The organism is Parapedobacter defluvii (genome assembly GCF_014642075.1).
GTDB classification, from domain to species: Bacteria; Bacteroidota; Bacteroidia; order Sphingobacteriales; family Sphingobacteriaceae; genus Parapedobacter; species Parapedobacter defluvii.
Window position 1 is genome coordinate 78,775 of the sequence record NZ_BMIK01000006.1, and the last position, 13,790, is coordinate 92,564.

Below are 13,790 nucleotides of genomic sequence, written 5' to 3' on the forward strand. Positions count from 1 at the left end.
AAAGTTTTTAAGCACACGGAAATACCGTGTCCTATTCTGCGTGTTCACTGACCCGTTCCGGTCGCCGGTATTTATGGATAATCAATCGTATTCCCGCATTAAAGGTCAGGTAATTAATCGCCCAGTTAATAAACGTAACCACCCGGTTCCGGAATCCTACCAGCGACATCAGGTGGACAAACATCCATACCCACCAGGCAAAAAAGCCCTGGAAGCGGATTTTGCCGATATCAACAACTGCCTTGTTGCGGCCTATCGTTGCCATGGAACCCTTGTCAAAATACTTGAATTTTTCAGTGGGTTGCCCATTTAGCATCCGGACAATATTTTTTGCCAGAAACCGCCCTTGCTGTTGGGCAACGGGGGCTACACCGGGATGCCCGCGAGGCAATTCATCGGTAATCATGGCCGCAACATCGCCGATGGCAAAAATGTCTTTCATCCCGATCACGCGGCATTCTTCGTCGATACGTATGCGATTGCCACGTATAACAATATCGGGGCTGATACCGTCTGGAAACTGCCCCATTACACCTGCCGACCAGAGGACGGTCTTGGTCTTGATGCGGCTACCGTCGGCAAAGGTGATAATGTCCCCGTCGTAACCGGTTACCTGTACGTTCAACAACACTTTTACACCTAATTCCTTTAGGTATAGTTCCGCTTTTTCGGATGCCTGTGGGGATAAGTTGGCCAGTATCTTCGGAAGTCCTTCCACCAGGTACACATTCATGTCTTCCTTTTTCAGCTCCGGATAATCCTTTGCGAGAATGTGGTTGCGAATCTCCGCAATGGAGCCAGACAGTTCCACACCGGTAGGGCCTCCGCCTACGACCACGAAATTGAGGTAAGCGGCGCGCTCCTCTAAATCTGTCTTTAAAAGCGACTCTTCAATATTTTGCAGGAGGAAGCTACGGATATTAACCGCTTCCTTTACGCTTTTCATGGGCATGGCATAATAGGCGATGTCGCTATTGCCAAAGAAATTGGTGGTTGCCCCGGTGGCAACAATCAGGTAGTCGTATGAAATAGACCCGATGTCTGTGTCAAGTGTTTTGTTTAGTGCATCGATACCCCGTACGTCCGCAATTCGGAACGTGAAGTTTTCCTGCTTCCGGAACATCTTGCGGAGGGGAAAAGCAATGGAAGGTGCATCTAAGGTGCCGGTTGCAACCTGATACAGCAGGGGTTGAAAGGTATGGTGATTATTTCTGTCTAACAGCATAACTTCAACTTCCTTGTTTTTAAGTGCTTTGGCCACTTCGATGCCACCGAAACCGCCGCCGATGATAACCACCCGTGGAAATTTAGGATTGGAATATTTTGTATTCATCGTTTCAAATAATTAAAAGCCCTATTAGTAATACGAACGGTTGATGCTGTCAATTGTTTCCAAACACCCTGATTTTTAATCCGTCAAGTGCCGGATTCAGCCGTATCTGGCAGGCCAGCCGACTCACGTCGCTTGCATCGGGCAAGGTGTCCAGCATATCCAGCTCTGCATCATTGAGTGGATCGAGCTTTTCACCACCTTCCAGCACTTCGATGTGGCAGGTGGCACATAATGCCATGCCACCGCAGGTAGCCAGTATGTCGTATTCGGAAGCTTTTAAAACTTCCATCAAACTGAGGTTAATCCCCTCGGGAATCTCAAGCTGGCGGATGCCGCCGTGTTGGTCCTCTACCGTGATATGGATGGTTTCTTCCATTTTTTTTGCTTTAAAAAGTATGTATACCGTTAACTGTAGTGTATTTGAAACTCAATTTCTCTGCGGGGTGAACGTACTTAAAGGCACTTTGTGCCATTAAAGCCGCTTCATGGAAACCACAAAGAATAAGTTTCAGCTTGCCCGGATACGTATTGATGTCACCAATGGCATAGATGCGCTCCACACCGGTGGAATAGTCGGTTGTATCCACTGCGATAGCGGATTTATCAATGTTCAACCCCCACTGGGCGATGGGTCCTAACTTCGGACTTAGCCCAAATAAAGGAATGAGAGCATCGGTTTCAATACGTTGTTCCTGTTTGTGTTTATCGGTTACACCTACCTGTTTCAACGTGCCATTGCCATGTACACTGGTGAGATTGCTCTGTAACAGCAAGTGAATCTTTCCGCTTTCCGCTAAGGCAAAGACTTTTTCAGCGGAATCGGGAGCCCCCCGGAAACTGTCGCTTCGGTGAATCAGCGTTACCTCACGGGCAATATCACTCAGGAATACCGTCCAATCCAGCGCCGAATCACCACCGCCGGCAATGACGATACGCTTGTCCCGGTAAAGCTCGGGGTTCTTTACCATATAACTCACTCCCCGGCCTTCGAAATCAGCCAACCCCGGTATTTCGGGTTTCCGCGGTTCAAAAGAACCCAGTCCGCCGGCAATGACGACCACCTGGGCATGGATAACGGTTTTCTCGCTACCGATCACATCATATGAACCGTCGGCCCGTCGTTCGAGAGCTTCCACCCGTTCGCCGAGTGTAAAAGAGGGGTGGAACGGTTTGATTTGCTCCATGAGGTTGTCTACCAGTTCCTGTGCATTGATAGACGGGTAACCCGGAATGTCATAAATGGGTTTGTGCGGATAGATTTCCGATAGTTGCCCGCCCACTTGCGGCAACGCATCAATTAGGTGGCACCGCATTTTGAGCAGTCCGGCCTCAAATACGGCGAATAGACCTACAGGACCTGCTCCAATGATGCATATATCTGTTGTTATCATATTTTTAATTTTTTGAATGCAGATGACGCGGTTAAGGCGCATTTTGCGCAGATTTTCAGCGATCAGCGCCCATCCGTTGAATCTGTATTATCCGTGTTCCATTTCCAAATTATCGTATATTGTATTCAGTATTCGCTTCAGGTGCCCAAAGTCTTTCTCATTGAGATTTTTCCATGCCTGCATACGGATTTTGCTGATTTCACCGGAAAGGGTTTCTACTTTCTGTTTCCCGGCCGCAGTAAGATGAACTACAAAACTGCGCCGGTCGGTGGGATTTGCCCGACGCTCCACCAACTTCTTATTTACCAGTAGGTCCACAATACGGGTGAGTGTGGGTTGGTCCTTTCCACAGTATTCAGCTAATTCCTTTTGAGAAAGATCCGTATATTGATTGAGGTTTTTCAAAATGGCCCATTGATCTACTGTGATACCGAATTGCTGGCAATTGAACTGGTATTGCGCATACTGTTTTACGCGGCGCGCCGTGCGGTCCAATAAGAAAGAATATGCATTGTATTGTTTCATTAGCATATTAATAATTAGTATGACAAATATATGAAGTAATTAAGATAAAAGCAAGGTATCTGTCTGTATTATTCGTGGTAAACTCGGCCCGCTTTTTCTTCTACATGCTGGATATATGCAGCTGCGGTAATGTCGCCATTGACATTCAGCGTGGTGCGTGACATGTCCAAGATGCGGTCTACACCATAAATCAAAGCGATCGCTTCCCCTGGTACACCAATGGAGACTAATATCGTTACGATGACCGGGAGGGACCCTCCGGGTACGCCGGCAGTGCCGACTCCGGCCAATATGCAGAGCAGTACCACGGTAATCTGTGATCCCAACGACAGGTCTACGTTAAATACCTGTGCTAAAAAAAGCACCGTTATCCCTTCAAACAAGGCGGTACCATTTTGATTGCCCGTACTGCCGATTGTCAGTACAAAATGAGCAATGGGCTTCGGAATTCTGAGCTTTTCTATACTCACCCGGATGGCAGTGGGAAGGGTGGCGTTACTCGAACTGGTTGAAAAGGCAGTTAGGGTTACTTCTCCCATGTCTTTCATGAACTGGATCGGATTCCGGTTGGCGAAATATTTCAAAATAATGGAATATACCACAAATTGGTGGATGGCCAAAGCTCCGAGTACAATGAGTACATACCAAAGCAACGAAATCAGGAAATCAGCACCTACGTTGAGTACCATGTTAAACAACAATGCAGCCACCCCATAGGGAGCCAATGCCATTGCGTAGCCAATGACCTTAATCACCACTTCGTAGAGCCCTTCCAGGAAGCTCTTCAGTGTTGCGGTCTTTTCTTCCCCAACAGCAGCCATCGCTACCCCAAAAATCAACGCAAAAAACATGACCGACAGCAAACCACCCCCGGTATGGTTTGCATTGAATGCATTGACCATCTCTTCGAACGGATTACGCGGAATGATTTGTGCCAGGATATCGCCAACGGTCCGCTCATCTGCTTCAATAGCCTTCGCCTGTTCCGCTGCGGTTGCAGCTTCAGTGCCGAACTGTTTGATGAGATATTCTCGCGTTTCGGTGGAGACAGTTTTTCCAGGATTGAAGATATTTACCATTGTGACACCGATAAGAACAGCGATAAAGCTCACAACAATCGTGTACAGCAGAAGTTTGATGCCCATTTGGCCTAGCTTTTTTACGTCCCCGATTTCGGCAATGCCCAAAATTAAGGCAGATAGAATTAAGGGAATGACCATCATGAAGATCAGATTCATGAAGATTTTTCCGATTGGTTCAACCCATTTTACGATGGTGGTTAAGGTTTCTGTTGAAAGTCCGAGGTTTTTTACAACTAATCCGGCTACAATGCCGAAAATCATGCCGATAAAAATCTTTGTGTGTAACTTCATCCGGATTAAAATATGCTTTTTAGGTAATGCTGCGCAATTATAGTATGCTTGTGAACAGCAACGGGAACAAAAATACTATTATAATCGAGAATGCTGCTTTTTGTATTTAATTAAATACAAAAACATTGTGTTTTGTTGGAAATTGGTCGTAAAGTTTGAGATTATTTCTTTGTGATTCACTATGTTTTTTTTAAAAAAAATGAGGTTGCTGGAAACAGCAACCTCATTATATTTTAAGTGACGTACTATCTCGGCATTAAGCTTTTGCAGGCTTCAATGCAGCTTTATTTTTGGTGTCAGCAACCGATGGCTCTTCTGATTTCTGCTTTCCCTGCAAGTCCACAATCAAGGGGGCTGCAAGGCAGATTGACGAATAGGTAGCAACAATAATACCTACCAATATTGCGAATGAGAAACCACGGATCACTTCACCACCGAAGATAAACAGAATAGCCATTACAAAAATCACAGTCAACGAAGTAACAATGGTACGGCTTAACGTCCGGTTGATTGCTAAGTTAACAGTTTCACCAATGTCTTCTTGCTTACGTCTTGACATACCAAGGTATTCACGTAGCCGGTCAAATACGACCACGGTATCATTTACCGAATATGCAATGACCGTCAGTATCGCCGCAACAAAGTGTTGGTCGATGTCCAAAGAAAAAGGAACAATCCCGTCCAGCATCGAAAACAAAATTAGGATCACCAACGCATCGTGTATGGTCGGAATGGCTGCCGCCAAGCTGTATTGCCATTTGTGAAACCGGATCAGTATATATACCGCAATAACGATGACAGAGAAAATACCTGCATATACTGCTCTGGATTTAATGTCATTGGCAATTGTCGGACCTACTTTTTGAGAGCTTAGGATCTCGTACTGATTGCCAGCTATTTTTGATAATCCTTCATTCAGCTTGGCCAACACTTCTTTATCTGCTTCATCACTGGTTTCATCGATCTGATACGTAGTGGTTACACGTACTTGATTATCTGCGCCATAAATCTTAACTTCGGTGGTCAAGCCGAAAGTCTCGTCGAGATTGCTGCGCACTTCTTCCAGATCGATCGCTTTTTCATAGCGTACCGTATATGTTCTTCCTCCTTGGAAGTCTACCCCTAAACTAAACCCTTTCGTGAATATGAAGATAAAACCGATGACAATAAACAGCGCCGAAGCAAGGTAAATTTTCTTCCGGTTCTGAACGAAACCAAAATTGGCATTTTTCAGTGTATTTGCACTCCAGGGATAAGATACTTTGATTTCCCATCCTTTGGCCAACATCCATTCAAAGATGATCCGCGTGATGAATATAGCAGTGAACAACGATGTGATGATACCAATCATCAAGGTGGTCGCAAATCCGAGTATGGGACCACTACCGAAGAAGAAGAGAATTACCCCAACGAGGAATGTAGTAATTTGTGAGTCCAAAATGGACGGCATCGCATGCTTATAGCCATCGGCAATGGCTTGTCTGATTGATTTTCCCAAGCCTAATTCTTCCCGGATCCGCTCGTAAATCAATACGTTGGCATCCACAGCGGTTCCAAGTGTCAGTACGATACCTGCAATACCCGGAAGGGTCAGGACCGCATTGAGTGATGCCATGATACCCATTAAAAAGAATACGTTGAATACCACTGCAATATTCGCAACCCATCCGCCGCGGTTATAGTAAAGAATCATGAAGATCAATACAATCAGTAGCCCGATGATGGCAGAGTTAATGCCGGCATCAATCGCTGCCTGACCTAACGTAGGTCCCACAACGGCTTCTTCTACGATTTTGGCGGTTGTAGGCAGACGCCCCGCTTTTAATACGTTGGCAAGGTCCTTCGTATCTTCGATCGTAAAGTTACCTGTAATTTGGGAAACACCGTTCGGGATTTCACCCTGTACAGTGGGGGCGGAGTACACCACGCCATCAAGTACAATGGCGATGGCCTGTTTATTATTGGGGTCAGCGGAAGCTGTGGCCGTAATCCTTCTCCATTCCCGGGCACCTTCGCTGTTCATGTACATGGTCACCATTGGGCTATTGGATTGCGGATCAAAATCATCTTTTGCATCCGTGATTACATTACCACCCAAAATCGGACCCGCGTCTACACCGCTCGGTTTCACCGCATAAAGTTCCAATTGTTCCGGAGTTTTCGGGTTGGGTTTTACTCCCCACAGCAGCTTAACATTTGCTGGGATAATCTGTTTGACAACCGGGTTTTCCAGGTAGCGGTTCACTTTGGCCGTGTCCCGAAGCTGAGCATATCCAACAATCGGACCGGGGGCTAACATCGGCTGGTTGTTCGGTCCCAGCGCTGTTGCCGGGCGCAGGATGTTAAACAGGGGATTTTGGAGTGCCAGTTGGTTGGCTGAGGAATCCGAAACATCCAATGAATCCTGGTTGGCACCCAATGTTGCCAAAAGGCCTGCATCGGTACTGTCTGTTTTTGCCGTATCAGCGGTAGTCTGGGTTGTTTTTTCAGTTTCTTTCAGTGTGGCTGCCAACGCGCTGTTGACATTTTCCAGCATCGGATAAATCTCCACGTTGTGATACGTTTCCCAAAACTCCAGCCTTGCGGAACCCTGTAGGAGTTTCCGCACCCGATCTTCGTCCGTTACGCCGGGCAATTCAATGAGTATCCGGTTGGTTCCCTGCTGTAATTGAATGTTGGGTGAAGTCACGCCAAACTTATCGATACGCGTGCGTAACACTTTGAAAGAATTGTCAATAGCGTTACCTGCCTCCCGTTGGAGAAAGCTCTCTACCTGCGCATCCGTGCTGTTGGGTTTTACGTAGGCACTGTTATCTTTCGTAGCGAAGAAACTGGCTAATCCGGTATTCGGGCTGAGCTTTTTGAATTCTTCAACAAACAGGCTTACGTATCCGCTTTGGCTATTTTTACTCCGGATATTGGCATTTTCCAATGCTTTATTGAAGTTTTCATCTTTCGGATTGTTAGCCAGGTTGCGTACCAATTCCTGCAACGACACTTCCATCGTCACGTTCATGCCACCCTTCAAATCCAAGCCCAAAGCGATTTCATTTCCCTTAGCTTCACGGTAGGTGTATTTGGCAATGCCTAAATTGTACACCACTTCCCCGGCCATGGAATCCAAATATGCCTTCTCTTTCGCAAAATCTCCTTTGGCATATGCCGCAGCATCCCGTTCCACCTTGCGGGTAACGAATGTGAATGATAGGGAATAGAGGCACGCGATTGTGACCACTACCACCAAAAATTTAATCAGCCCTTTACCTTGCATGTTCTTACCTTAGCTTAGTATTAATTCTATCTATTTCCTTACAAAATTTAGTTAAGACGGCAAAGGTATAAAATTTTTGTATAAAGAAAGGTCTATTTTCTAGTTTATTCACAGGGGTATTTTGCAGTCTGAATAGCGGATAGTTATTACCATGCCGGCTGTAACAGGTGTCAGTTTGGCAAACTATTTGCTTATCCATCAGCGGTAGTTTCTGGTTCGTAGATGAAGATGTCTAAAAACGAGAAAAATAGAACGCTGATGACGCAGATAAAAAGGATTCTCGCTGATTTAAGTTCATTACCATTAAAAAACAATTTATTCAAATGAAACCTGCATGAATTGCCATTCAAACAAAAGTGAAAAATAATTCATGCAAGCTTCATTACCATTAAAAAACAATTTATTCAAATGAAAAACGTATTTTTATTCTTTTTGGTTACTTCATTACTGGCATTGGGTGTACAGGATGCCGATGCACAAAGCCGTTACCGTACTGCTTTAGGTTTGGGGATTGATTTGGGAGACGGCCCGACGTTGGTAGGGCCACAGATTAAGCATTTTTTTGATCCTGCCAATGCAGGTAATGCACAGGTACTGTTTGGCGACGATGTTACCGTGCTGGGTGTGGACTACTCGTACAACCAGCCCATCCGCGGAGCAAATGGCTTGAGTTGGTATGTGGGCGTTGGCCCGCAACTGGCCTTTATAGATAATGGCCGTTGGTGGTATGGCGACGACGATTGGGATGGCAACGAGACCTTTTTTGCACTCCGCCCGGCAGTAGGGTTGGAATTCAAGATCCCATCCGCACCGCTGGCTTTCCATTTTGATTGGAAGCCCTGGTGGAACCTGTCTAATAACAGCCATTTTGAACCGGCCCGTTTCACATTAGGATTTAAGTTTACGTTCAAATAATAACCCACTGATACGCCTCTCATGAAAAGGAATGCATTTCTATTGATTGCGGTCGCTATATGTGCGACCGCACACGCATTATACGCACAAAAAAGGGTTTCACCCGGTATCCGGGCGGGAGTCAATGTGGCGACCTTAAGCAACATAAATGCCGATTTTAAGACAGATTTTTATGCCGGAGGCATTCTTAGCCTTAATCTCGGTCAACGATACACCCTGCAACCGGAGCTAATTTATACACGGCAAGGGGCCAATCATGTGGTTTTTGTGGATGAGGAGGAGACGGGCCAACCCAGCAGAGAGGAAAATGTGACGATTCAATATCTTTCGCTTGGCGTGATCAACAAGTTTTATTTTGTCGAAGGGTTTCATGGATTGGTGGGGCCGTCGCTCGATATGAAGATCGGGAAGAATTTTCCCCGTATTGATTTTGATGACGACGATTATGGTGGTGTTGACCTGGGAATTGCGCTCGGCCTTGGCTATACGTTGCCATTCGGGTTGACGGTTGAGGGGCGTTTCAAGACCGGTTTACTGGATGCGTTCAACAACGACTATTTCCTGGGTATATTTGATGATCCGGATAAAGTCTCGCTCAACCGGGTATTCCAGATCGGTGTGAGCTATTCCTTTTAACGTGTCATCCGTGTTCCATCCATACGTCCAAAAACTTTTTTACTTGTAGAAGACATAAAAATTCAGTAATTTTGCCCGGCAAATAGTAACTCCAATACATATTTGCCATGCATTTAGATCCCGAAAAATTCGTAGCTGAAGGCCTCACCTACGACGATGTACTCTTAATACCCGCATATTCCGAAGTCCTGCCACGTGATGTGGATACCAGTACGTATTTGACGAGGAATATCCGGTTGAATATCCCCCTCGTGTCCGCTGCGATGGATACGGTTACCGGGGCAGATCTAGCCATCGCCATTGCGCAGGCGGGTGGTTTGGGGATGCTGCATAAAAATATGAGCATTGTTGACCAAGCTGCCGAAGTGCGCAAAGTAAAGCGATCGGAAAGTGGCATGATACAAGATCCGGTGACGCTGGGTGAAAATGCAACCGTGGGAGATGCATTTCAGATCATGAAAGAGCATCGGATCGGAGGGATTCCCATCATCGATCGTGAGAATCGGTTAGTGGGCATTGTCACCAATCGGGACCTCCGCTTCCAGAAGGACATGAAACGGCCGATAGCCGAGATGATGACCCGCGAAGGGTTGGTCGTGGCACCCATTGGAACCGATCTGCTGAAAGCAGAATCCATTCTACAGGATCACAAGATTGAGAAGCTGCCGGTGGTGGATGACGATCATGTGCTCGTGGGGCTGATTACCTTCAAAGATATCCAGAAATATAAGCATTTTCCCAATGCAGCTAAAGATAGCCACGGCAGGTTGCTGGTAGGAGCGGCTGTCGGAGTAACCGCGGATACCATGGAACGTGTGGAGGCATTGGTAAAAGCGGAGGTGGATGTGATTACCATTGACACCGCACATGGGCACTCGAAAGGTGTACTTGATAAGCTGAAAGAAGTGAAAGCAGCCTTTCCCAATCTTCAGGTAATAGTTGGCAACATTGCAACAGCGGCTGCCGCCCGGGCGTTGGCCGATGCGGGTGCCGATGCCGTGAAGGTGGGCATAGGTCCCGGATCGATCTGTACCACCCGTATCATTGCCGGTGTGGGGGTACCCCAATTGTATGCGGTCTATGAGGTTGCCAAGGCGCTCCGGGGCAGCGGTGTTCCGGTTATTGCTGATGGTGGGATCAAACAGACCGGAGACATCGCGAAGGCGATTGCAGCGGGAGCCGATACGGTCATGGCAGGTTCACTGTTTGCAGGTGTGGAAGAAGCTCCGGGAGAAACCATTATCTACGAAGGCCGTAAATTCAAATCTTACCGTGGTATGGGGTCTGTTGAGGCCATGGAGCAGGGCTCTAAAGACCGTTATTTCCAGGACGTCGAAGACGATATTAAGAAGTTGGTACCCGAGGGCATCGTGGGTCGCGTGGCGTATAAAGGAACACTGGCCGAAGTCGTCTATCAATACGTAGGTGGATTGCGGGCAAGCATGGGCTATTGCGGAGCTCCGACGATCAAAGCTTTACAGGGTGCGCAGTTTGTGAAGATCACCGGTGCAGGGCTGCGTGAGAGCCATCCCCATAACATCACGATAACGAAGGAAGCTCCGAATTACCACAGCAGGCCGTAAACGAATCCCACAGATAGCGGATCACAAAACAGAACCCTCTTTTTTGCCGAATGATTGTGGCATTTTGCTATCCGATACGCAATCCCAGCAATTGATAGAACTCCTTCAGAATGGCTGGGTGTCCGGGCCAGGCGGGGGAGGTGACCAGATTGCCGTCCACGATGGCCTCAGTTGCAGGGATGTTTTTCCACGTACCTCCGGCCAGTTCGATATCCGGCCCCACAGCCACGTATGCCGTGAGCGTACGTCCGGAAAGCACCTTTGCAGCGGTCAATACCTGGATACCGTGACAGATAGCCGCAACGGGTTTGTTTTCATCGAAGAAATGGCGTGTAATTTCGAGAACCCGCTTATTGAGGCGTATGTATTCGGGTGCACGCCCTCCGGCGATATAAAGACCATCATACGTTGCCGGATCCACCGCTTCGAAGTCGGCCGTGATGGCAAAATTATGGCCCTGGGTTTCCCGGTAGGTTTGGTCGCCCACAAAATCGTGTACTGCCGTCGGAACGGTATCACCTTTTTTCCTGTCCGGTGCGATGGTATCCACCGACAGGCCGACAGATAGCATGGCTTGGTATGGAACCATCGCTTCGTAATCTTCCACGTAGTCGCCTACTACTAATAAAATGCGTTTTGCCATAATCGTAGTTTTTGTTGAATCCTCTTTTTCGTAGGGATGAAGTTACTAAATGCCAGCTAAAATTCCGTCAATAATTGCCATTCCTTTGTCAATATCCAGCTGTCCATACCGGGAGGCAGCAATCAGCCCTGCGCTAGCCGTTCATGCATGCCCAAAATGCCGGTAAGTCCCCCCGTGTGGAGGGCGAGGATGGTTTCGCCCCGACGGAAATGGCCACGGGACGCCAAATCAAAAATACCGTAGAGCAATTTACCGGTGTACACCGGCTCAATAAGGATTCCCGTATTTGCGCAGAACCGACGGATGAAGGCATCCAATTCCGGTGTAGTCCTGGCATAGCCACCAAAATGGTAATCGGTGTGCAATACTAGGTCATCTGCTCCGCCGTCAGCGCATAGTTCGGCTACAGCAGCTTTGATAAAACCGCTGCCGGCCAGCACAGGAATCCCGTGAATTGTGGTATCCAACCCGTTTCGTATTTTTCCCATGCATAATCCCGCCAGTGTAGTACCTGTGCCGCAGGCACAGAAAATATGGTCGTAAATCTGGCCCAATTCATCAATTATCTCTGCGCATCCTTTGGCACCTGCCGCCCCGTATCCACCTTCGTCAACAAAATAGGCAGTTTGGTCTTCCGCAAAATACCGTTGGAACAGCGCCGGTTTGTCTCGGTACGCGGTACGGTCTACAAAGCGCAGTTCCATGCCGAAGATTCGGCATAAGGATAAATTGGCGTTCGATACCTGCTCTCCGCGCACGAAAGCAGTGGTTTTGAACCCGAACCTGGCACCTGCACACGCAATGGCCAGCAAATGGTTTGACCAGACACCGCCAAACGTGACGAGCTGTGTTTTCCGTTGATCAGAAGCATCTTGTAGTATATATTTCAGTTTCCGCCATTTATTGCCTGATATAAAGGGATGTATAAGATCATCCCGCTTGATATGAAGGGTAAGCCCGCTCTCCCGGAATTGCGGAAAATCAAGCGGGTTAACAGGGCTGTGGACGTCGAGCTGAAGCATGCTGTTTTTTGCAAAAATACTGAATTTTGGTTCGCTTTTTGTCTAAGTTTGCGCCATGGTTGACGACTTGGAACTGCAGGAATCCGACGAACAAGATTTATTTGAGCATCTGCGGATTGTCGTGGATAAGGGACAAACGTTGCTGCGTATTGATAAATTCCTGATAAACAGGGTTGAAAATGCGTCACGCAATCGCATCCAAAATGCGATCGCTGCCGGAACCGTGCTCGTCAACGGGCAACAGGTGAAAGCCAGCTACAAAGTGAAACCGCAAGATGTCATTTCAGTGGTCCTGCCGCATCCGCCGCGGGACACCGAAATTTATCCCGAAAACATACCGTTGGATATTTACTACGAGGACGACGATTTGCTGATTGTGAATAAACCTGCAGGCATGGTGGTTCATCCGGGTTACAATAACTATTCGGGCACGTTAGTCAATGCATTGGTCTACCATTTTTCGAAATTTCCTCAATTGCCCGGTAACGACGGTCGCCCAGGGCTGGTACATCGCATCGACAAAGATACCAGCGGCCTGTTGGTTATCGGCAAGAACGAATGGGCACTGACTTACCTGGCGAAACAGTTCTTTGATCACAGCATAACCCGCAAGTACATCGCGTTGGTTTGGGGAGATCTTTCGGAAGATGGAACCGTAAGCGGGTATATCGGCAGAAGTATGAAAGACCGGAAAGTAATGGCGGTGTACGACATACCTGATAAAGGAAAGTGGTCTGTGACCCACTACAGGGTACTGGAACGGCTCAATTATGTGACGCTGATCGAATGCCAACTGGAGACGGGACGGACCCATCAGATTCGTGCTCATTTGCAGTCCATCGGCCATCCCTTGTTTAATGATGCGGTGTACGGCGGCGATCGTATTCTGAAAGGAACGGTATTCAGTAAATATAAGCAATTTGTAGAAAACTGTTTTACCTTACTGCCCCGTCAGGCTCTGCATGCGCAAAGTCTCGGATTTCAGCATCCAACCTCCAAAAAGCAACTAGAATTTACTTCGCCCTTGCCCATAGATTTCAGTTCGTGTTTGGAAAAGTGGCGGGGATACGCGATGAATAATGAATATTGAATAATGAA

12 protein-coding genes are annotated in these 13,790 nt (G+C 47.3%); 4 read left to right on the plus strand and 8 right to left on the minus strand.

The genetic code is table 11. The features are described 5' to 3' along the window. Window positions 1-31 precede the first annotated feature (31 nt). The 6 genes from IEX60_RS10855 to secDF all read right to left on the minus strand — a co-directional run bounded on the left by IEX60_RS10855 (window position 32) and on the right by secDF (window position 7,893). Complete coding sequence (locus tag IEX60_RS10855) at window positions 32-1,333, minus strand: NAD(P)/FAD-dependent oxidoreductase (protein ID WP_188750451.1); 1,302 nt, start codon at window positions 1,331-1,333, stop codon at window positions 32-34. A 49-nt stretch (window positions 1,334-1,382) separates the two neighbouring features. Then, window positions 1,383-1,709, minus strand: coding sequence for a 2Fe-2S iron-sulfur cluster-binding protein (locus IEX60_RS10860; protein WP_188750453.1), 327 nt, complete (start codon window positions 1,707-1,709; stop codon window positions 1,383-1,385). A 10-nt stretch (window positions 1,710-1,719) separates the two neighbouring features. After that, the gene (locus IEX60_RS10865) at window positions 1,720-2,724 is read right to left on the minus strand and encodes an NAD(P)/FAD-dependent oxidoreductase (RefSeq protein WP_188750456.1); all 1,005 of its coding nucleotides are present in this window, start codon (window positions 2,722-2,724) and stop codon (window positions 1,720-1,722) included. Between the two features lie 87 nt (window positions 2,725-2,811). Next, window positions 2,812-3,249 carry a MarR family winged helix-turn-helix transcriptional regulator gene (locus IEX60_RS10870; protein ID WP_229717525.1) on the minus strand — a complete coding sequence of 146 codons (438 nt, stop codon included), beginning with the start codon at window positions 3,247-3,249 and terminating at the stop codon, window positions 2,812-2,814. 68 nt (window positions 3,250-3,317) lie between these two features. Then, window positions 3,318-4,622: a dicarboxylate/amino acid:cation symporter gene (locus IEX60_RS10875; protein WP_188750460.1), complete on the minus strand. Its 1,305-nt coding sequence runs from the start codon at window positions 4,620-4,622 to the stop codon at window positions 3,318-3,320. A 256-nt stretch (window positions 4,623-4,878) separates the two neighbouring features. Beyond that, window positions 4,879-7,893 (minus strand): protein translocase subunit SecDF, encoded by a 3,015-nt coding sequence (gene secDF, locus IEX60_RS10880; protein ID WP_188750462.1) that lies wholly within the window; start codon window positions 7,891-7,893, stop codon window positions 4,879-4,881. Window positions 7,894-8,301: 408 nt separating this feature from the next. Here secDF and IEX60_RS10885 point away from each other — a divergent pair, with 408 nt between their 5' ends. The 3 genes from IEX60_RS10885 to guaB all read left to right on the plus strand — a co-directional run bounded on the left by IEX60_RS10885 (window position 8,302) and on the right by guaB (window position 11,027). Next, window positions 8,302-8,808 carry a hypothetical protein gene (locus tag IEX60_RS10885; protein WP_188750464.1) on the plus strand — a complete coding sequence of 169 codons (507 nt, stop codon included), beginning with the start codon at window positions 8,302-8,304 and terminating at the stop codon, window positions 8,806-8,808. A gap of 21 nt (window positions 8,809-8,829) precedes the next feature. Further along, window positions 8,830-9,444, plus strand: a complete 615-nt coding sequence (locus IEX60_RS10890; RefSeq protein WP_188750465.1) for a porin family protein — start codon at window positions 8,830-8,832, stop codon at window positions 9,442-9,444. A 107-nt stretch (window positions 9,445-9,551) separates the two neighbouring features. Beyond that, window positions 9,552-11,027 carry an IMP dehydrogenase gene (gene guaB / locus IEX60_RS10895; RefSeq protein WP_188750467.1) on the plus strand — a complete coding sequence of 492 codons (1,476 nt, stop codon included), beginning with the start codon at window positions 9,552-9,554 and terminating at the stop codon, window positions 11,025-11,027. A 67-nt stretch (window positions 11,028-11,094) separates the two neighbouring features. Here the strand turns inward: guaB and IEX60_RS10900 are convergent, their stop codons facing one another. Both IEX60_RS10900 and IEX60_RS10905 read right to left on the minus strand, forming a co-directional pair. Further along, complete coding sequence (locus tag IEX60_RS10900) at window positions 11,095-11,670, minus strand: DJ-1/PfpI family protein (protein WP_188750470.1); 576 nt, start codon at window positions 11,668-11,670, stop codon at window positions 11,095-11,097. 122 nt (window positions 11,671-11,792) lie between these two features. Continuing rightward, on the minus strand, window positions 11,793-12,692 hold the full coding sequence (locus tag IEX60_RS10905) for a 1-aminocyclopropane-1-carboxylate deaminase/D-cysteine desulfhydrase (RefSeq protein ID WP_188750472.1): 900 nt from the start codon (window positions 12,690-12,692) through the stop codon (window positions 11,793-11,795). Between the two features lie 55 nt (window positions 12,693-12,747). On the opposite strand from IEX60_RS10905, the gene IEX60_RS10910 reads away from it, so the two are divergent. Then, the gene (locus IEX60_RS10910) at window positions 12,748-13,782 is read left to right on the plus strand and encodes an RluA family pseudouridine synthase (RefSeq protein ID WP_188750474.1); all 1,035 of its coding nucleotides are present in this window, start codon (window positions 12,748-12,750) and stop codon (window positions 13,780-13,782) included. The last annotated feature ends 8 nt before the right edge of the window (window positions 13,783-13,790 follow it).

Excerpts from the sequence above, each read along its gene's own strand:
- IEX60_RS10855 (WP_188750451.1), bottom strand. The coding sequence starts at position 1,333 with ATGAATACAAAATATTCCAATCCTAAATTTCCACGGGTGGTTATCATC.
- IEX60_RS10910 (WP_188750474.1), top strand. The coding sequence starts at position 12,748 with ATGGTTGACGACTTGGAACTGCAGGAATCCGACGAACAAGATTTATTT.
- IEX60_RS10865 (WP_188750456.1), bottom strand. The coding sequence starts at position 2,724 with ATGATAACAACAGATATATGCATCATTGGAGCAGGTCCTGTAGGTCTA.
- IEX60_RS10860 (WP_188750453.1), bottom strand. The coding sequence starts at position 1,709 with ATGGAAGAAACCATCCATATCACGGTAGAGGACCAACACGGCGGCATC.
- IEX60_RS10905 (WP_188750472.1), bottom strand. The coding sequence starts at position 12,692 with ATGCTTCAGCTCGACGTCCACAGCCCTGTTAACCCGCTTGATTTTCCG.
- IEX60_RS10870 (WP_229717525.1), bottom strand. The coding sequence starts at position 3,249 with ATGAAACAATACAATGCATATTCTTTCTTATTGGACCGCACGGCGCGC.
- IEX60_RS10875 (WP_188750460.1), bottom strand. The coding sequence starts at position 4,622 with ATGAAGTTACACACAAAGATTTTTATCGGCATGATTTTCGGCATTGTA.
- guaB (WP_188750467.1), top strand. The coding sequence starts at position 9,552 with ATGCATTTAGATCCCGAAAAATTCGTAGCTGAAGGCCTCACCTACGAC.
- secDF (WP_188750462.1), bottom strand. The coding sequence starts at position 7,893 with ATGCAAGGTAAAGGGCTGATTAAATTTTTGGTGGTAGTGGTCACAATC.
- IEX60_RS10890 (WP_188750465.1), top strand. The coding sequence starts at position 8,830 with ATGAAAAGGAATGCATTTCTATTGATTGCGGTCGCTATATGTGCGACC.
- IEX60_RS10900 (WP_188750470.1), bottom strand. The coding sequence starts at position 11,670 with ATGGCAAAACGCATTTTATTAGTAGTAGGCGACTACGTGGAAGATTAC.
- IEX60_RS10885 (WP_188750464.1), top strand. The coding sequence starts at position 8,302 with ATGAAAAACGTATTTTTATTCTTTTTGGTTACTTCATTACTGGCATTG.